The following is a 19,172-nucleotide window of genomic DNA, read 5'->3' as shown; positions in this document are numbered from 1 at the left end:
TCCACTATCCCCTGCTCGCTGAATGCCGCTATCGTCGGTTACTTTCTCCATCATCGTCCGATACTCATATTGGCCTATATTAGCGATAATTGACGATTTTGTCAAATGGGCTTGTCCATTCCGTCACCCGGCGGCCGCCGGCGTTCTGGTGCGGCGGCCTGCATAACTGCCAGTGAATCCAGGAATGCCCTTGACTTAAGCCGCAAGCCCAAGTGGTAGTCCACCAGCGCTCGTACCGCTTCAGTTAATTCCGCCTTGGTCTCCGGCTTGATCTGAATCGTGCCAAGCCGCCGCATATCCATCGTCCCAAGCAGCCTGAGCAGCTTGATAGCGCCTTCGCCCGGACGCAGAGCTGCCGGATCTGTGTGGCGGCAGCGAGGGCAGAGCAATCCTCCCAGACGGGGGCTTAAGACGAACGGCCCTTCCTCCCGGCCGCAAGAAGTGCACGCATGCAAAACAGGCGCATAACCTGCCGCCTGCAAAATTTTCATTTCGTACAAATGGATGGTGACAGCGGGATCCTTGCCGTCCTCAAGCGCCTGAAAGCAAGCCTTCAGCTGCTCAAACAGATAACTGCCCGCCTCATCATCCTGCAGCGCCCGGTCCGTCAGCTCAGCTGCATAGGAGGCATGAGCCATCAAATCCAGCTCTTCCCTGAGCCTGTGATGGGACGTTATAATTTCTCCGCTGCTTAACGTCCCCAGTCCGCTTGTCCGGAAGAATGCAAACTCTCCGTGTGTAAACAGCTGGGACAGCGAGCCGTACCGGCTTTTCAGCTTTTTGGCGCCTCTTATCAGCACGCCTGCTTTCCCGCTGGTATTAGTCAGCAGTGTAACGATCTTATTACCTTCCCCATAGTCCATTGAACGAATGATGATGCCCTCTACTCGGTTAAGCAACAGCCTCTCCCCCAACCGGAAGGGCGGAGCTTACTCCGCTTCCTCCCACTCTTCCAGCGAATCCATTGCTTCCTTCGGACCTCCGGTGTCATTCAGAGCCCGGACCTGGTCCACCTGTTTGTACAGTAAGAACGCGTCCACATCTCCGGTTAACGTAAAATACGTCCAAGAAAAATCACGCATGCGATTCATCCCTTTCTCCGTAAATGCTTGCAGTTCCGATACAGAGAATAGGTTGCGATGAATGCATGCTGAGTATCCTTGGTGTTTATATCCTGTTATAAACCAGCCGTAAACCGGGGATGGTCTGTCACGTTTACCCGCTTAATCCGTTAATCGTTCCGGAAGCCGAGGTCCTTCAGTACGCGATCTTGGTTCCGCCAGTCTTTCTTAACCTTTACCCATAGCTCCAGGAACGTACGCGAGCCCAGCAAATTTTCGATATCCCGCCGCGCCAGCTTTCCAACCTCCTTAAGAACGGAACCCTGCTTGCCGATGACGATCCCCTTCTGCGAATCACGCTCCACGAAGATCACAGCGCCTATATAGACAACGCCGTTCTCCTGAACGCGCATGTCTTCGATCGTCACAGCAATGGAATGCGGCACTTCCTCACGCGTCATGTGAAGAATTTTCTCCCGGATCAGCTCCGCACAGACGAATTGCTCGGGATGATCCGTTACCTGGTCAGCCGGATAGTACTGCGGCCCTTCGGGCAAATATTTGGTCAGTGTCTCAAGCAGCGTATTTACGTTATTGCCCTGCAGCGCAGAAATCGGAACGATCTCCGTAAACTCCATCAGTTCCCTGTACTTATCAATAATCGGCAGCAGCGCCTCTGGGTGCACCTTATCGATCTTGTTCAGCACCAGAATGACAGGAGCCTTGCTGTTCTTAAGCATCTCAATGATATAACGGTCGCCTCCGCCCAGCTCCTCGGACACATCGGTCAGGAACAGCACCGCCTCCACCTCGCCTAGCGCACTTTGCGCAGACTGATTCATAAAGTTGCCAAGCTTTGAGTTGGGCTTGTGGATTCCCGGTGTGTCGAGGAAAATAATCTGCGAGCTGTCCGTCGTATACACGCCGTGAATTTTGTTTCGTGTTGTCTGCGGCTTATCCGACATGATGGCGATTTTCTGGCCGATCAGACCGTTCATCAGTGTCGACTTGCCTACATTGGGCCTACCGACAATTGCCACAAATCCTGAACGGAATTTGTCCGGCTTGCCGCTCTTCTGGTTGGACATCCTGTAACCTCCTGAAATATGTTCCCTACTATTGCTCTATCCGCTTATTTTTTCTCTGATTCCAGCGAGAAGGCGCCAGGAAGCAGCTCCGAAACCTTCGTTATTACCCATGGCCCCTCTATGCTGCCCAGCACAACTGGGGTATCCGGCCCCAGCAGCTCTGACATCACCTGCCGGCAGACGCCGCATGGCGAGACAGGGCCCTCCGTATCCGCCACAACTGCCATCGCCCTGAAGCTTCGTGGCGCATGTCCCTGCGCAATCGCGCCAAACATAGCGGTTCGCTCGGCACAATTGGACGGGCTGTAGGCAGCATTTTCAATGTTGCAGCCGTAATGAATGTTCCCTTCCTGATCCAACAGAGCTGCCCCCACGCCAAACCCGGAGTATGGAATATAGGCACGGTTCCTTGCTTCTTTCGCCGCTTCGAGTAGACGTCCCGCCAATTCGTTATCAATTGTGCTCCCATTCATCATTATTCCTGCCCCTTTACTATGTAATCTGCCGCCACAGGTACGGTATAATAATCACCACGCCTATGACGGCAGCAAACACGGCCGCCGCGAGAACCGCGCCGGCCGCTGTATCTTTCGCCGCTTTGGCAAGCGGATGAGGCTCTAGGGTACATAGGTCCACCGCACGCTCAACGGCTGTGTTGATCAGCTCTGTCGTGATTACCATCCCCATGGCCAGCAGCAGAATGGCCCATTCCAGCCTCGTAATGCCAAGCAGGGCGCCAAGCACCGTTACAGAACCTGCCGCAGCAACGTGAATACGCATGTTGGGCTCACGCCTTACAGCCGAAACAATCCCGCTTGCTGCATACCCGAAGCTGCGAAGCAGCCGGGCAATCACCGGCTCAGCCCTGCCTGCTGCAGAATAGCCTCCTGCTTGGACGTCATCTGCTGCTCTTCCTCTTCGGTGCCATGATCGTATCCGAGCAGATGCAGGAAGCCGTGAACGAATAGAAAACCGATCTCACGCTCAAGGGAATGGCCGTATTCTTCACTCTGCGCACGGGCGCGCTCCACCGAGATAATAATATCGCCAAGCATGCCGGAGAACGGGTCCTCCTCGGATTCATGCTCCACTTCAAAAACGATCTCCGGTTCCTCTGCGCTGTCCTCCTGCATGGCGAAGGATAGAACATCAGTCGGGCGGTCGATTCCGCGGTAATCCCGGTTAAGACGGTGAATACCGGCATCATCAGTGAACAGCAGCGCTACCTCGCCCATTTCCACCTTCTCCGCTTCCGCGGCCAGCTGGAGCAGCTGCTCCAGCCGGCTGACTAGCGAATCCGGTATTTCCATCAGTTCCTGTTCGCTGCTCCATTCCAATTGCACACTCATCCAAGCCGCTCCTTTGGTTTAACATCTTCCGGATATTCAATTCTCGAATGGAATATGCCGACGACGGTTTCCTTCAGCGTCTGGGAGATGCTGTCAAGCTCCTTCATCGTTAAATCGCATTCGTTAAACTGATTGTCATCCAGACGGTTCTTGATAATTTTCTGAATCATCGTTTCAATTTGCTCCATCGTCGGATTGCGAAGGCTTCGTACGGCAGCTTCCACACAGTCTGCGATGCCCACAATTGCCGCTTCCTTGGACTGCGCCTTCGGTCCCGGATACCGGAAATCATCCTCCGTGAAATCCGGCTCCTCACCTTCCGCCTCTGCCAGCTTAACCGCCTTGTGGTAAAAATATTTCAGGCAGGTCGTTCCATGATGCTGCTCGGCTATATCGCGAATCGGCTTCGGAATGTTATGGGCTTTAAGCATGTCTACCCCATCCCGGGCATGGGCGATAATAATTGATTTGCTGAGCTTTGGCTCTATTGAATCATGAGGATTTTCTATGTTCGTCTGATTTTCAATAAAATAGCTCGGACGTTTCGTCTTGCCGATATCGTGATAGAAGGAGCCTACCCGGCACAGCAGTCCATTCGCGCCGATCGCTTCCGCCGCCGCCTCTGATAAGTTGCCGACCATAACGCTATGATGATAAGTGCCGGGTGTTTCGGTCAGCAGCTTGCGAAGCAGCGGGTGGTTGGGATTGGATAGCTCTACCAGCTTGAGAGCTGAGAGAATGCCGAACGATATTTCGAAGAACGGCATCAGACCTATAACGAGTACCGCTGTCAGCAGCCCGCTCGCAAAGGCAAAGCTTCCTGCATATATCAGCTCCGTACGCGGCAGCGCATTCCCAAACATCAGCAGTGTAAGCACGGAGACGGTTCCGAACAGGCTGACCATAATGCCCGCCTTCAGAATCGTTGAACGCTGACTTGCCCTGTGCACTGCGAAGATAGCTGCAAAGGACACAACCGCTATCACAAATCCGTACCGGAAATCGAACAAATGGTCATTATCCAGATTAAACATGATACTGCCAATAGTGGCGAACAGCAGTGAGCATACCATCGCAAGATTCGTGTCTAGAAGAAGCGCAATCAGTATAGCTCCAAGAGCAGCGGGTGCCAGGTAGCCGATGTGTGACAGCTCAATGGTCTGAATCATCGATATGATCGACATCGTCAGCAGATTGAGTGCGAAGATCAGCCACAGCATCAGCAGCTGGGCGTTATTATACTTGCGGTCCGGTCCGCTGCTGAGGATTCCTGACTGCTCCAGATAGAAGTAGATGAGCAGCAGGAACAGCAGCGACAGCAGCAATAGACCAAGATGCGGCCAATAATTCTTTGAGTCCTGGAGCAGGCCAAGTCCCTCAAGACGCTCGTATACTTCCTCGGTAATCAGCTGGCCGCGCTTGACGACGACATCGCCTTCCTTGATTACAACCGGCTGTGTATCCTCTTTCGCCTGTACCCTGGCCTCTTCCGTTGCTTCCTTGTCATAAAACTTATTCGGCATGATAGCATAGCGGGCAAGCTCAGCGACAATTTCCCGGCTTGTCCGGTCGGTAAGGGCGCTGGTGTTCACAAGCTCCGCCACCTTGGCGCGTGCCGTCTCGGCATCCCTGAGCTGCTCGCTCATCAGCTTGCGGACGACATCGATGCCAACGGTCTCCATCTCTTCAATCTGTTCACTAGAGAGCAGCGGCAGCTTGTAGTATGTCTCCTCAGGAATCTGATACTGCTGGTCCTTGACGTTCTTCGCCATTTCCTCCAGCAGTGTGGCGCTGTACGTATCCGAGTTAAGGTTGGTTCTTACAAAATTATTGACAAAAGAGACATACCGCTCTGGTATCTCTCTCCGGTAAATATCAACCTTATTTTGAAAGGTCACCTGATCTTCTGCGTTAAGCTGCTCCATCCGGTTAAAAATCTGTTCGATCAGGCCTTCATTACGAAGGGCGACAATCGAATATTTCAGTTCGACGTTTTCGGCTGCCCTTTCCTGGGCCTTAATGGTCGCTTTCTCGTCATTCCACTGTTTACGTGCAACAATTTCCCGGTCGCTTACCGTTCCCAGCTTGATATCATAGGTTCTCGGAATGAGATGCGGTGAAAGGCTGGAATAAAAGAGCAGCACGAACAGAAGCAGCAGCAGCCACCGGGCTCCGGCGCCGTGTTTCCATCCTGTCGACTTGGACGGCAGCGACACCGCCCGGTTCGTGGTCTGGTTCCGGCTCATGCAGTCTACATTCCTCTCTATTAATGATTTTCCGCGTCCCAATCATAAGCCATGATAATCTTCTGTACAAGCGAATGACGGACAACATCGGATTCGGAGAAGGTAATAAAACCGATTTCTCCGATATTTTGCAAAATCCGGCGGGCTTCGATGAGTCCCGAATTTTTCCCGCGCGGCAGATCAATCTGCGTTACGTCCCCGGTTACGACCATCTTGGAACCAAAGCCAAGGCGGGTCAGAAACATCTTCATCTGCTCAGGGGTCGTATTCTGCGCTTCGTCCAATATAATAAATGAATCATCCAGTGTGCGGCCGCGCATGTAGGCAAGCGGCGCAACCTCGATGACACCCCGCTCAAAGGCTTTGGCAGACTGCTCTGGCCCAAGCACATCATGCAGCGCATCATAGAGCGGGCGCAGGTACGGGTCTACCTTCTCCTGAAGATCACCCGGCAGGAAGCCCAGACTCTCTCCCGCCTCGACGGCAGGCCGTGTCAGAATGATACGTTTGACTGCACCTTCCTTAAGAGCCACTACTGCCATAACAACGGCCAGATATGTCTTGCCCGTTCCGGCGGGTCCGATCCCGAATACGATATCCTTCTTGCGGATTGTGGCCACATAGTGGCGCTGGCCAATCGTTTTAACCTGAATCGGCTTTCCTTTATGAGTCGTAGTAATGACAGACTTAAACAGATCCAGAAGCTCTTCCGCCTTCATCTCCCGAGCAAGCTCAAGTGCATACATGATATCCCGCTCGGATGGCGTATAGCCTCCCCTTACCAACTGCAGCAGTACCTGGTACAGCTGCTCAAGTGAAGCAAGCTCGCTTGCGGTTCCGGTAATGACAATCTCGGCGTCCCGTGAACGGATTTCCGCGTTCATCTCCGCTTCCACAAGCTTGAGGTACTTGTCCTGCGGACCGAATACAGCCAACCCCTCGGCGGCGTTTTCCAGCGGAATTTTCACAACTCCCGTCGTTTCTTGCAAATCGTCATTCTCCTTGTATGTGGACTAAAGGCATTTCCGTCGTGATGGACTGCTCCACTTCGAAAAGCACTTTCATATAAACTTTACCATTCTCCGTCTTTTCATGCAAAAGGTTTTCGTCCCGTATAATGGCATCCTCGCCCGCTTTGGTCAAAATATCTGCCCTGGCCTGCAATAGTCCATCTGCCCTTGCCTCCTCCTTTGTCACCGGTCTTTTCTCCAGCCTCGTCTCCATAATCGACTGCTTCATTCTGCCAAACGGAAGGGAAATTCCCCGCCATGCAGCCTGCTGCTCCTGCCTTACCTTCTCATACTGCCCGAACGGCGCGCTCCCGAAGCCACTAACCTGCAGCGCCCGCCCGCCAACAACTGCAAACCACTGAACCTTGCGTTCCCCGGTATAGACTTTGACGGTTCTTGTCAGTGGAGATACAATGTTATATTCATGCCAGACGAGTCCTTTGACTGTGCCATCCGCTACAACAGTCTCTTCCTTCTCCTCATCGCCCAGCAGTCCCGAAATCAGCACATCACCCTTCTTAACCCTGGTGTTCTTCCTGACTACCGGACGTCCCGTTTCAGCCATAATATGGGTAACCACCGCATCCTCCGATGCGATTAGATGCCTCGGGCTCATCAGCGGCTTTGCATCCGGTGTCGTAGTTTCCACCAGCTCAATCGTCACCTTCGTGCCGTGCTTCTGGACGCCAACCCATGCAGTACCGGGCAGCTTGGTAGCCATTCTCTTCGATACTGCATCAAAAGGCTGCAGCCGGAACGACCACTGGAACGGATATATCCCTTCCTCCCTGGCAGCCTGTAGAACCAGGTCAGCAGAGATCTTGTCATTGCCCTTTACTTCCACACGCCAGACGAGTGACGATAACAAATACATGCCGACAAAGAACAGCAGCATGCCCGCCACGAAAAATTTTCTTCTCTCCAGCTTCGCCAGCATGAACGGAAGCCCGTGCCTGCCTGTTATACGGAGCCTGCAGCCTGTCCTCCTCAAATAAGGCCTGATACGGAACAAATCCTGAAGCCGCAGCCCGCACAATGCTTCGTCAAGGCTTGTCCGCCGCAGAGAAAGCAGCTGCAGCCCGTCCGCAGCCGCCGCGTTCATCAGACTCTCCAACCCGTTCCCCCGAAGCCGGACCGTTACGACACCTCTCATCTTATCAAGCCATGATAACCTCATCGGCAAGACGCCTCCTACCCGTTGATCTGTACCTGCACAATAATGCCTTCTATAAAAACTTCCTCCGTCCAGATGCCCCGGATCACCAGTTCCTGACCCAAGACCTCCAGTTCGCCGCTCGGCAGGGCAAGCCGCAGCTTTTCCGGGGAGAAATGAAGCACACCGCGATGATTCTCTATGTAAAGCTGCCGGTCGCCAATCATCGTCATACGCGGGAGATCGAAAACGACGTCCTGGGGTAGATCAAGCACTTCAGCGGTCCATTTTCGCAACTTCTGGCCAAATCGACGCATGGCGGATGCACTCCCTCCTCTGTACCTTACAACCTATGCGCCAGCCCTCCGATTTATGAAATGAAGTAGCCGTGACTTCACCGAGTTATAACAAAAAGAAGGCTGCCAGGACCAGTACATGCTGGTGGCAGCCTTCTTCTATACACTCTGTTATTTTCGATGATAGGGCCGTTTCGCCCGGGGAGGGCCAAGCACCTCAGCCCAAATTACAGCACGGCGCAGCTCATCCGCATCTGTTCTGAGTACTTCTGCCTCATCGCTTGGACGAGCAGGCGATATCCGGGCCGGGCGAACCGGTGCAGGGCGGGCTGCCCGCGCTTGTGCGGGCGAGCCTTCTCCATACCAGCCCGGGCTGGCACCTTCCGCTGACAAACTGCCGCTACCCCCGCCAAAGGGCGACCTCGAGCCCTCCCTGGAAGGAATCGGTTCCGGGGTTGGTGGACGGGACTCCCGCTTTTGCTCCGACGACTGGCTGGCACTGCGGGTCTCCGTTTCCCGAAGCTGACCCGGCTGATTATCCGGCTGATGCAGCGGACGCCCTTGTCCGCCAAAATCCGGCATCCGGCTGGGCGCCTTGGCCTTCTTGCCAAACAAAGACAGCAGAAACCCGCCGATAACAAGGACGATAAATATGTTATCCAGCAAAAAATAGATCAGGTTCTCGATCATTCCATCACCCCCGGTTTCCGCGATGTGCTCAAGCGCTGGATAATCCTAGACTCCAGATTAGACACCGTCTTTGTCGCCGCGCCCCGAATCCGAAGGCTTGCCGATGGAGCCGCGCATCTGCGTATCAGCTTCAATGTTTTTGAGGTTCATATAGTCCATAACGCCAAGCTTGCCATTGCGTAATGCGTCAGACATAGCGATTGGCACCTGCGATTCGGACTCGACGACACGTGCGCGCATCTCGACCACGCGCGCCTTCATTTCCTGTTCCAGCGCCACAGCCATCGCCCGGCGTTCTTCCGCCTTGGCCTGAGCAATCTGCTTATCTGCCTCCGCCTGTTCAGTCTGCAGCTGGGCACCGATATTCTTGCCTACATCGACATCCGCAATATCAATGGAAAGGATCTCAAACGCTGTCCCGGCATCAAGCCCTTTACCCAGTACCGTGCGGGAGATCAGGTCGGGATTCTCAAGCACATCCTTATGGGTGTTCGCAGAACCAACCGTTGTAACGATACCCTCGCCGACACGGGCGATGATGGTTTCTTCACCTGCGCCCCCAACGAGCCGGTCAATGTTGGCGCGTACCGTTACACGCGCTTTTACCCGCACTTCAATACCATCTCTTGCTACCGCTGCGACGACTGGCGTCTCAATGACACGCGGGTTAACGCTCATTTGCACCGCTTGAAGAACATCACGTCCTGCTAGGTCGATTGCAGCCGCACGCTCAAATTCCAGGGGAATGTTGGCGCGTTGTGCGGCAATCAGGGCATTGACTACCCTGTCCACATTACCGCCTGCGAGGAAATGGCTTTCCAGCTGATTAATAGATAAGCCGAGACCGGCTTTGGTCGCCTTGATCATCGGATTGACGATCCGGGACGGAACGACACGCCGCAAGCGCATAGCTACCAGGGTGATGATGCTGATCCGCACACCGGAAGCCAGCGCCGAAATCCAGAGCATAACCGGAAAGAAGCTCAGAAAAACGGCGAGAACGATGAAGGCGATAACGCCAATCACCAGATACATAATTGTTGGATCCAATTCAGACATGTGTGTTTACCTCCATTGTTAGGTTAAATATGGCAGCCCATCTTTATATTTCGCGGACAACCACTCTTGTTCCTTCTATCTGGGTTACCCTTATCTTAACTCCGGAAGCGATGAAGCCTCCTTCTGTTACCGCATCGATCCGCTCTTGACCGATCTGTATGGTGCCCGAAGGTCGAAGCGGCGTCAGGGTAACTCCCTCTTGACCAAGCAGCATCGGACGGGTGGCCGCAGATATATATCCTTCCTCTGTAGTCAGACGGTCGCGTAGGATAAACCGGTTCCACACGCCTCTTCTCCGGAATATATAGGCGACAACCGCTACAATAACGGATGCGCACAGGAAAGCAAATAATAGCGACGTGACTGCCTGCTCGGAGTCATAAGCAGCAGTCGTAACGCCTCCGACAAGCGCAGCAATCCCGAGTGTGCCTAATATCCCGAAGCTTGGGACGAAGATCTCAATAATCAGCAGCGCAATCCCGATCACGAACAACACGACCGACTCCATTCCCGCGAAGCCCGCGACATAATGGCCGAAGAAGAACAAGCCGAAGCCAAGCAATCCGATGATACCCGGTACCCCGAACCCGGGCACGAGCAATTCAATGGCAATACCGGCAATACCTGCGATTAGCAGCAGATTCTGCACCCATGGCTGTACCAGCCATCTTGCCATGCGCTCTACAAAGGTGGGATTGATCTCCACGACCGGGCGACCTTCAAGCTCGAGCCAGGCCAGTGTTTCATCGACAGAATTGGCAATATGATCGGCATATCCAACCTTGGCAGCTTCAGCGGCTGATAGGCTGAGTACTTCACCCTCCGACTTCACCTTATCCAGCTCAGGCAGCTCAACCCGCTGCTTCGGATCCGTCATTGCAACAGCGATGTCCGGGTCGCGCCCGTTCTGCTCGGCCGCTCCGACCATCCGGGACACCCAGTAGGATCTTGCCTTGGGGTCTTCAATCAACGTACCCCGTGCATCTACGATCGCAGCCGCGCCAATGGTACTGCTTGGCTGCATCACAATCATATCAGCGTTCAAGGCGATAAATGTGCCTGCAGACACCGCTTTGCCCTCTACAAACGCTGTAGTCGGAACAGGGCTCTCTCGGATCAGCTTGCCGATCTCATCGGCGCTGTCCACTCTCCCTCCAAGCGTGTTGATAACAAGTACAATCCGTTCGGCATTAGCCTGCTCTGCTTCATTAAAGGCTCGCTCGAGGAAGGATTGAAGCCCTGACTCCACTGTCTGCTTAACGGGAACTATATATACGGCCGTTCCCGCTGATGACGGCTTTGGCGGTGCATCCGCCGCCGCTGCTGCAGTAGACAGCACGGCACTGAATACGGCGGCCAGCAGCCAGAGCACGGTGAGCATCGAGAATCGCCGAATGATTACAGCGTTCTGCATAATCTGACACCCCTCTCATAATATAGTCCTTATACGTCTTATTCTTTCCAGCGTTTCAACTTTTCAGGCGGCCCCCTCCATGATGACAGTATTACAACAGGAACTCAAGGCTCTATATGTATAGTTCCACAGATAACAAAAAAGCACCCTGGTCAGGGTGCTTTCTTGACAGGGGAGCTAAGAACGCGCTCCCTATTTCATACAAAAGAATCGCTTTGCCAGAGCAAGCGGTCCATTTGCGCCAATCATTGCAGAAATTGCTGCACGAGCTGATTTACTAGTTTACCGTCAGCGCGGCCTTTTACCTTCGGCATTAAGGCTGCCATGACTTTTCCCATATCAGCTTTGGAAGAAGCACCGGTTTCCTGGATGGTCTGCTTTACAATCTCCTTGACTTCTTCTTCAGTCAGCTGCTCGGGAAGGTATTCACTAATAATATCTATTTCTGCGGCTACATGTTCCGCTAAATCATTGCGGCCCGCTTTTTCGAATTCTTGGAGGGAATCTTTACGTTGTTTGATTTCCCGACTTAATATATCAAGCACTTCGTTATCATCCAGATCACGCTTAAGCTCAATTTCTTGATTCTTAATCGTGGAGCGGACCATCCGAATCGTGGAGAGTTTGAATTTATCCTTACTCTTCATCGCCTGCTTCATATCGTCGTTCAATCGTTCGGTAAGGTTCATTATGGAAGGATCCTCCTAAAACTTTCTCTTACGCGCAGCCTCGGACTTCTTCTTGCGTTTGATGCTAGGCTTTTCATAATGCTTGCGTTTTTTGACCTCGGCCAAAACGCCGTCCTTAGCAATGGAACGCTTGAACCGACGAAGTGCAGCATCAATTGTCTCGTTTTTACGAACTTTCGTTTCAGACACCAGTTTTCCCTCCCTCCGAAACAGACCGTCCCAGAACAATAAACACGGTAATCAAACTTCATTATATGGTATAAGGAAACCCGGTGTCAACTCAGACATTACCGATTAATGCACCCAGCTTCTTGCCACCAATCAGATGCACATGCAAATGGTAGACTACTTGGCCGCCGTCAGCATTTACATTGTTAACAAGCCGGTACCCCGACTCGTCCACTCCCAGCTCTTTGGCAATATGGCGTGCAGCCGCAAAAATCTCGGCAACTAGCTGACCATCCTCAGCCTGCACGTCATTCATAGTGGCAATATGCTTCTTGGGAATGATCAGCACATGCACAGGTGCCGCCGGCTGGATATCATGGAACGCGAGGACATGCTCATTCTCGTAAACCTTCCGGGAAGGGATACTTCCTTCAATGATTTTGCAGAAGATACAATCCAACTCTCCATCTCCTCTCTATATAATGCTGCCGTTATGTATTTAGATCATTCTGTGCTTCCATCATACCGAAAAAGACCGGGCTCGTCCAATAGGAGCAGATCTTATCCAGCTGACACGTACCAGCAGCCGCAGCCGTCAAGGGGCGCCGACTCAAGCAGCGCCCCCCGGCTGGCAGCAGGTTCTAGTAGTAAGGAAGAAGCGACAGGCCAAGCAGCGCCGCAAGCGGGAAGACTGTGCGCAGGAAGCGTCTGCGCGGATAGTACGGGTACGGATACAATGGCGGCTGGACAAAAGGCGATCCCGGATAAGGCACGCCATATGGTGGAACAGCCGCGCCGTATGGAGCATAGGCACGCATTGTATCGTGTCCGCTCCCGCAATAAGGTACCGCAAGGTAGACATGCGTCTCATCAATATGCTCAATAAATCCGTCGCAGCAAAGCCCGTCTTTGGTGTGAGCAAGCACATAACGGTGGACATGCTCCGTACACCATTTGTGCAGTTCTTGTTTTTCCATCATCCATTCCCTCCCGGAATTATTAGTCTGCTCTTATCCTATTCAGCAATAGGCAAAAGGCTACTATCGCAGCTGTTTTTTTATAAAAAAATTCCGCAGGTGCCGGTTTCTTTAAATATCCTCATATCGTGAAAGGATGGCTCAGCATCCGTTGCAATCGTTCTCAAATTGATACAAATATCAGACCAAATCGGCATGGATTCGACAACAGAGCCCCCTTATAATGGTTGTTAATAGGACCTATAAACATTTTTAATAGATAGAATCAGTAATATGTTATGATCACAACGCACCCGGGGCAGAGCTTAGCCGCGAAGGAGGAGTAGACATGAAGATAGCCGTGATCGGCGGAGGGCTTGCAGGCTTGACCGCTGCCGCCTATTTGTCAGAGCAGCCTAATGTTACAGGAGTGCTGTTCGAACGCAGTCCCCAGCTCGGGGGACGCGCCTTTACCTACGAAAAAGCCGGCTTCACCTTAAACTATGGCGCTCATGCCATTTACGGCCTGGACCGTCATACGATATCGGTCATGGAAAAGGAACTGCAGCTTGCCTTTGGCAGCCGGCAGGTGGATAAGCGCAAGGTTATGTATGAAAAGCACGATCAGCTGTCCCCTGCCCCACTTGATTTTGTCAATCTGATGAAAACCGATATACTGAGCACCCGGCAAAAAGTGCGGTTTGCTGCTGAAATTACAGCCATCATTACTAATATTCATCAGCTGAAGCATTACCCGACTCTTGGTCACTATCTCGCTGAATCAGAGGCTGACGAGAATGTGAAGGAGCTTTGGGAGCACCTCGTATGCTCCAACTTTTTCATCACGCCGGAGGATGCACGCAGGGTGCCTGGCCACGTGATCAGCAAGTACTATCACAACCTCTTCCTGTCTCAGCGGCCGGTTAATTATATTCTCGGCAGCTGGGCCGTAATCACGAACCAGCTCAAATCCAAAATGGATCAGTCAGGCCGGTGGGAGCTCGCCATGCAGGAAGGTGTCGATGGCATCCGTTACGAGGGCGGCCGGTATGTGCTGACGACCAAAGCTCGGGAAGAAGCTTTTGATAACATTGTCTTTGCAATGCCGGTCCAGCAGATCATCAAGCTGCTCAAGGATACCCCCTGGGAACCCTTCATGGCACCATACGCGAACAACAAGGCCACGGAGGTCATGGTGTACGATGTGGGACTGAGTCATGTCGTGGCCCGGCCCTTCAGCTACATCAGCGACATGAACAATAAGCTGTTCATTACCGATGTGTCCGCAACGGATCACACGCTTGTGCCCGAAGGCGGACAGCTGCTGCAGGGAATCGCGTACCTAGGTGACGATTTCGACAGCGATCAGGAGCGCAAAGCATATCTCGATGAACGAACAGCCCGGATGGAAGCCTTGTTTGACAAGCATTACCCCGGCTGGCGTGATGCCGTCGCAGTCAAACGCGTTTCCAAGAAGGCAATGGTGCAGAGTGTAAAAAATATAGCCGGCAACAAGCTGCTCCCGGTCCGGATCGAGAATATGCCATTCTACTTTTGCGGTGACGGCTGTCAAGGCAAAGGCGAGCTGGCCGAGCGCGCTTTCTCAAGCGCCAGGAGTGCTGCTGCAAAGCTTGCTGCGGCAGCTCGTGCCGATCTTCCAGAGCTGGTTGGCATTTGATGTAAGGATTTGAAGACAGGTTGGAATCAATTGCAGCCCGCTGTAAAATAAAAAGCTGCCATACTGCGGATAACCGCAGCCTGGCAGCTTTTCTTGTAGCGTTCACTCTATATTAATCCTCTGTGAGCAGCGGATCCTTGACACCTTCAAAAAGCATCTGTTCCTCCCGGTCCATTACAGCCGCCAGGTCGTACGCTGCATCAACCCAGTCACCGCCCGACAGGACCAACTGCGCTTGCGAGTCATTAATGGTATCAACCGTAAAGCCTTCGGCAATCTCGCTTAGTGTGCTGTACAGCTTCTCGATAGACAGCAGGTACCGACGCTCCTTAACCGTCAGCGGGCCGCCATGCGTGCCGATATGCTTCAGGGATGCTTCTACCTGGGATACAAAGGTGAGCGCGTTTCTTCTCTCGAAAGTTAGCGGCTCCCTGCCATTCCGGCCGTCTGCCCCCCATACGAAGGCCTGTACCTGCTCCGCATAACCTGTCCAGTCAACAATCCCCTGCTTCGCCGCTATGCGTTTGCCCATATCATCCCCGCTGTCCAGCAGCAGCCGGACATTGTCCAGGATGCCGCCAAAATGCAGCTTCGTATCCCATCCTGCCCGGATGATACGGCTGCCTTCTTCAACACGTTTCTCCTTGGTGCCATGCAAATACTGTGAATAGAAAAAGACGTTGCCAATTAGACTGATCACAAGCAGTATCAGCATAATGGGCGTAAATAAACTTCGTTTACTTTCCCTAGGGCTGTCCACTTCCGCCACTCCTTTCCTTTCAGAAGTGTATCATGTCCGTCACAGCGTTTCCAACCGGACGCGGCTGCCCGCACCCGCCGGGTCAGCAGCCGACACGATCAGCCGCCTTGGAAGGCGGGCTCGCAGTTCGGGCACATGGCTGATCACACCTACAGACAGCTTATCTGTATGCAGCTTCTCAAGTGCAGAGATCACAGTCTCAAGCAGCTCAGAATCAAGCGTGCCAAAGCCTTCGTCCAGGAAGAAAAATTGAAGCGGATATCGTCCTCTTAGCTGAATTTGCGCCGACAGCGCAAGTGCAAGGGCCAGTGAAGCAAGGAAGGTTTCTCCGCCTGAGAGCGTTCCAACAGGCCGGCGTATTCCGCCATTGGCATCGTCACGGATGACAAAACCGCCGCCTGAGTCCACCTCCAGCGCATACCGCCGCTTCGTCAGGAAGCCAAGCCTCTCGGATGCAGCACGGCATACCTGAACAAGCTGCTCCTCTGCAACGTATTCGACAAAGGCATTACCGCGGAAGACTGTTTGCAGACGGGCCAGCCGGCTGCTGAGCTCCATGAGCTCAAGACGCTTATGCTCAAGCGCCTTCCACCGCTCATGCTTCCGGGCCAGCTCTTCTACACCGCGCTCGGCTTTCGCTTCATTCTGAATGGCGGCCTCGCATACAATCCGTGCTGCTGCCAGCTTGCCCTCGGCCGCCTGCCAGTACTCCTCATCGACTGAACGGCCGTTCAGCTTTTCATTGAGAAGAGCGATCTGGACGTTCAGCTCTCTAACTTTCTCCTTGTAGGCTTCCAGCTCAGCTGCGAGCTTCTCCTTTGTTGGAAGGAGCGGCAGCAGCTCTCTGACCTCCCCCAAATCCGTGAAACCGGTCTTGGCCAGCTGTTCATTCAGCCGCTGTGCTGCCGACTGCCTTCTGCCGGCGGCTGATTTGTACGCTTCCGCGGCAGAGCTTCGGTTCTCGGCTGCCTCCTGCAGCGCAGCGGAAGCTGCGTCATGGGCTTCACGCGAGGATCGGGCGCGTGCCTGAAGACTCGCCCTCTCCTGCTCAGCCTGGTTTAACAGGAGTTCGGCCGATTGACCGCCCGTCCACTCGTGTAATCGTGCAGTCTGCTCCTGAAGCAATCTCTCCCCGCCTTCAAGACGGGCTGCGGCTTCGACTGAGGCAAGCCTCGCATCCTGCAGTCCCTGCTCGCTGCTTTGGAGAAGCGCATGCTTCTCTTCAATGAAAGCCACGCTTCTCTCCAGGCCCTCGCGAGCGGATCTGGCTTCCTTATCCCTTCGTTCGCAATCCGCAATCCAAGCCCCCGCCGCTTCCGGCTTAATCTCCCGGAAGTGGTCTTCCCATTCCGTCAGCAGCTGGCGGCAGCCTTCCGAGACTTTGCTGTACCGGTCTTGAACAGCCGTACGCGAAGCTGCCTTCGCCTCTCTGTCCGCTAACGCAGAAGCATACTGCTTCTCTGCTGCTGCGGCGCGCTCAATCAGCTGCTCCGCCTGCGATGAAGCGGACTCCCAGCTGTGTTCCAACCCAGCGGCAGCCGCCTCTGCCGCTTCAACCGCAGCTGCAAGCCCCGCCAGCAGAGATGACCTGGAAGCGGCTGAGCCCTCAACAGCTTCACTGCTCCAGCTATTCTCCAGTGCAGCTGCAGCCTCTGCTCCCGCTACGGCGCGGAAATCGAAACCAGCTGGTGCTGTGACCTCAGCTGCAGAGCTTTGAGCCGAATAGCCGGAATCCGAATTCGCCGCAGCCCTTCTGACCCGCTCCATGGTCTGGCGGGCCGTTCCGCGGAGCGAAGATAGCCGGAGCATCAGGCTGCTGACAGCTGCCGTCAGCCGCTCCCCTTCGGCGATCTGAACGGCTGTATCCTCCAGCTCCCTGTCTACGGCGCCATCATGGCGGGGAGCACCCGGATGCTCCGTTGAACCGCACACCGGACAAGCCGAACCGTCCTGGAGCTCTTCTGCCAGCTTTACCGCGAGCTGTCTGCGTACAAGCTCCTTCTCATGCTCTCTTGCCTGCTGAAGCAGTCCAGGCAGAAGACGGGAGGGCCGGCGGGCAGCTTCCTCAAGCCGCTCAAGCTCCAGAAAGCGCGGCTGCAGTCCGGCCAAGAGCCCGGCAAGTGCAGCTGCAGATGTTTCCCATTTCCCTTTGCCTGCCTCACAGGCAGCAGCACTCCGATTGAAGGCTTCATCAGCCGCAGCGAGCTCCTGCCCAGCTTCTTTAAGCAGCCCATTCTGGTACTCGATCTGCTGGAGGCGGCGTGTCATGGACGCCCACTTGGAGCGTTCCTCCTCCGTAAGCTCCAGCTTCTTCAGGATACCTCTCAGCTCCTGCTGCCGTTCCTGTGCCCGCTTGACAATATCTCGCGCCTTGGCTGACTGCTCAGCAAAGTCCTGCATATTCTTCTCCGCTTCAGCTAACTTGCCGCGATTGCCTTCAACCTGCTTCCTGAGCTCCTCGGTTTCCCTCTCCAGACGTAGAGCTTGCGTCAGCTGCTCTCGCCGCTGCGCGAGCAGCGGCTCAGCTTCTTCGGCCTCCAGACGAACCGCATTCCACACGGCCGTTGCCGATTCTGCTGCCTGCTGCCGTTCTCTGTATATGCGGAGAGCAGCTTCGTTGCGGCGTTCCATATCCAAGCAATCCTGTTCAGCGAGATCCAGATCCTCTACGGCCGGCTGCAGACGCTCTGCCTGTTCAAACAGCTTAACCTTGACTTCAAGCTGCTTCATACGGGGGGCACCCGCTTCCAGCAGGCTGAGCTGCTGCTTCCTGTCAGCCAGCTCAAGCTGGCGCTCCCGAATTTCGCGCAGTTCCGCATGTGCTGCCTCCGCCTGGGCGAGCTCGGCCCGGGCTGCGGCTGCGGCTTCCGAGGCTGCTGCCTTGGCTGCCGCTGCTTCTTCCAGCGCCTCCTCGGAAGCATCTCCGAGTCCTTGCTGCTCGGCTGCCGCTTCTCCAAGCGCTGATTCCGCCGCCTTCACCCGCTGGCTTAGCCTTGCCGCCAATCCGTCACCATACCTCTCCAGCGAGAATAGCCGTTGAAGCATCTGACGCCTTTCCTTGCCTGTAAGCGACAGAAATTCCGAGAACTTGCCCTGGGGCAATACAACCGCCCGGGTGAAGTCCTGCATGGTAAGTCCAATATACTGTTCAACACAACGATTTACATCAGACAGCTTGTCGGCCAGCACCGCATCTCCGGCGGATGTCATCTCAACGAAGCGGCAAACCGTATTATTAACCGACACGTCACCACCGCGTTTGAACTGGCGCTCCACCCGGTAACGGGTTGATCCGCCCCCTCCTGACAGCTCGAAGGTGAAGGATACGGCCAGTGTTTTTTCCGCTTGGTTCATGATGCCCTGCGTGCCGCCGTAAGCTCTCTCAACCTTCCCGTACAGGGCCAGAGTCATCGCATCAAGGATACTGGATTTGCCGCTGCCCGTCGGGCCGAATATCCCGAAGACGCCTGCTTCACAAAGCCGCTCAAAGTCGATTTCCTGCTGCTCCCGGTAGCTTTGAAGCCCGCTTAAGGTCAGCTTGATCGGTTTCACCTG

General features: G+C 54.2%; 20 protein-coding genes. 1 reads left to right on the top strand and 19 read right to left on the bottom strand.

Features of this window, described 5'->3' with window-relative positions; genetic code table 11:
• Positions 1 to 101: 101 nt before the first annotated feature.
• The 17 genes from recO to L1N82_RS00420 all read right to left on the bottom strand — a co-directional run bounded on the left by recO (position 102) and on the right by L1N82_RS00420 (position 13,200).
• Positions 102 to 899: a DNA repair protein RecO gene (gene recO / locus L1N82_RS00500; protein WP_235285373.1), complete on the bottom strand. Its 798-nt coding sequence runs from the start codon at positions 897 to 899 to the stop codon at positions 102 to 104.
• 30 nt (positions 900 to 929) lie between these two features.
• Complete coding sequence (locus tag L1N82_RS00495) at positions 930 to 1,082, bottom strand: YqzL family protein (RefSeq protein ID WP_235285480.1); 153 nt, start codon at positions 1,080 to 1,082, stop codon at positions 930 to 932.
• Between the two features lie 149 nt (positions 1,083 to 1,231).
• Positions 1,232 to 2,149 (bottom strand): GTPase Era, encoded by a 918-nt coding sequence (gene era / locus L1N82_RS00490; protein ID WP_235285372.1) that lies wholly within the window; start codon positions 2,147 to 2,149, stop codon positions 1,232 to 1,234.
• A 44-nt stretch (positions 2,150 to 2,193) separates the two neighbouring features.
• A complete protein-coding gene (gene cdd / locus L1N82_RS00485; RefSeq protein ID WP_235285479.1) occupies positions 2,194 to 2,622 on the bottom strand; it encodes a cytidine deaminase in 429 nt (142 codons plus the stop codon).
• A 19-nt stretch (positions 2,623 to 2,641) separates the two neighbouring features.
• Positions 2,642 to 3,001, bottom strand: a complete 360-nt coding sequence (locus L1N82_RS00480; protein ID WP_328284409.1) for a diacylglycerol kinase family protein — start codon at positions 2,999 to 3,001, stop codon at positions 2,642 to 2,644.
• Positions 3,001 to 3,498, bottom strand: coding sequence for an rRNA maturation RNase YbeY (gene ybeY / locus L1N82_RS00475; RefSeq protein WP_235285370.1), 498 nt, complete (start codon positions 3,496 to 3,498; stop codon positions 3,001 to 3,003). Before ybeY ends, L1N82_RS00480 begins: the two co-directional genes overlap by 1 nt.
• Positions 3,495 to 5,744 carry an HD family phosphohydrolase gene (locus L1N82_RS00470; RefSeq protein WP_235285369.1) on the bottom strand — a complete coding sequence of 750 codons (2,250 nt, stop codon included), beginning with the start codon at positions 5,742 to 5,744 and terminating at the stop codon, positions 3,495 to 3,497. Before L1N82_RS00470 ends, ybeY begins: the two co-directional genes overlap by 4 nt.
• 20 nt (positions 5,745 to 5,764) lie before the next feature.
• Positions 5,765 to 6,733 carry a PhoH family protein gene (locus L1N82_RS00465; protein ID WP_111148743.1) on the bottom strand — a complete coding sequence of 323 codons (969 nt, stop codon included), beginning with the start codon at positions 6,731 to 6,733 and terminating at the stop codon, positions 5,765 to 5,767.
• Positions 6,734 to 6,737: 4 nt separating this feature from the next.
• A complete protein-coding gene (yqfD, locus tag L1N82_RS00460) occupies positions 6,738 to 7,931 on the bottom strand; it encodes a sporulation protein YqfD (RefSeq protein WP_235285368.1) in 1,194 nt (397 codons plus the stop codon).
• Between the two features lie 14 nt (positions 7,932 to 7,945).
• Positions 7,946 to 8,224 (bottom strand): sporulation protein YqfC, encoded by a 279-nt coding sequence (yqfC, locus tag L1N82_RS00455; RefSeq protein ID WP_235285367.1) that lies wholly within the window; start codon positions 8,222 to 8,224, stop codon positions 7,946 to 7,948.
• Positions 8,225 to 8,374: 150 nt separating this feature from the next.
• On the bottom strand, positions 8,375 to 8,893 hold the full coding sequence (locus tag L1N82_RS00450; protein WP_235285366.1) for a hypothetical protein: 519 nt from the start codon (positions 8,891 to 8,893) through the stop codon (positions 8,375 to 8,377).
• Positions 8,894 to 8,950: 57 nt separating this feature from the next.
• On the bottom strand, positions 8,951 to 9,952 hold the full coding sequence (gene floA / locus L1N82_RS00445; RefSeq protein WP_328284405.1) for a flotillin-like protein FloA: 1,002 nt from the start codon (positions 9,950 to 9,952) through the stop codon (positions 8,951 to 8,953).
• A gap of 43 nt (positions 9,953 to 9,995) precedes the next feature.
• The gene (locus L1N82_RS00440) at positions 9,996 to 11,366 is read right to left on the bottom strand and encodes an NfeD family protein (protein WP_235285365.1); all 1,371 of its coding nucleotides are present in this window, start codon (positions 11,364 to 11,366) and stop codon (positions 9,996 to 9,998) included.
• A 245-nt stretch (positions 11,367 to 11,611) separates the two neighbouring features.
• Positions 11,612 to 12,055 carry a GatB/YqeY domain-containing protein gene (locus tag L1N82_RS00435; RefSeq protein ID WP_235285364.1) on the bottom strand — a complete coding sequence of 148 codons (444 nt, stop codon included), beginning with the start codon at positions 12,053 to 12,055 and terminating at the stop codon, positions 11,612 to 11,614.
• Between the two features lie 15 nt (positions 12,056 to 12,070).
• Positions 12,071 to 12,244 (bottom strand): 30S ribosomal protein S21, encoded by a 174-nt coding sequence (rpsU, locus tag L1N82_RS00430; protein ID WP_111148750.1) that lies wholly within the window; start codon positions 12,242 to 12,244, stop codon positions 12,071 to 12,073.
• A 91-nt stretch (positions 12,245 to 12,335) separates the two neighbouring features.
• Positions 12,336 to 12,683 (bottom strand): histidine triad nucleotide-binding protein, encoded by a 348-nt coding sequence (locus tag L1N82_RS00425; protein ID WP_235285363.1) that lies wholly within the window; start codon positions 12,681 to 12,683, stop codon positions 12,336 to 12,338.
• 181 nt (positions 12,684 to 12,864) lie between these two features.
• Positions 12,865 to 13,200, bottom strand: coding sequence for a hypothetical protein (locus tag L1N82_RS00420; protein ID WP_235285362.1), 336 nt, complete (start codon positions 13,198 to 13,200; stop codon positions 12,865 to 12,867).
• A 328-nt stretch (positions 13,201 to 13,528) separates the two neighbouring features.
• On the opposite strand from L1N82_RS00420, the gene L1N82_RS00415 reads away from it, so the two are divergent.
• Positions 13,529 to 14,857, top strand: a complete 1,329-nt coding sequence (locus L1N82_RS00415; protein ID WP_235285361.1) for an FAD-dependent oxidoreductase — start codon at positions 13,529 to 13,531, stop codon at positions 14,855 to 14,857.
• 112 nt (positions 14,858 to 14,969) lie between these two features.
• On the opposite strand, the gene L1N82_RS00410 is transcribed toward L1N82_RS00415, so the two are convergent.
• On the bottom strand, positions 14,970 to 15,572 hold the full coding sequence (locus L1N82_RS00410; protein WP_235285360.1) for a hypothetical protein: 603 nt from the start codon (positions 15,570 to 15,572) through the stop codon (positions 14,970 to 14,972).
• Between the two features lie 84 nt (positions 15,573 to 15,656).
• Positions 15,657 to 19,169 carry an AAA family ATPase gene (locus L1N82_RS00405; RefSeq protein ID WP_235285359.1) on the bottom strand — a complete coding sequence of 1,171 codons (3,513 nt, stop codon included), beginning with the start codon at positions 19,167 to 19,169 and terminating at the stop codon, positions 15,657 to 15,659.
• Positions 19,170 to 19,172 lie beyond the last annotated feature (3 nt).

The organism is Paenibacillus tarimensis (assembly GCF_021532315.1).
Classification (GTDB): Bacteria; Bacillota; Bacilli; order Paenibacillales; family Paenibacillaceae; genus Paenibacillus_I; species Paenibacillus_I tarimensis.
The sequence above is the reverse complement of the archived record's forward strand: the minus strand, read 5'-3'. Positions and strand labels throughout refer to the sequence as shown.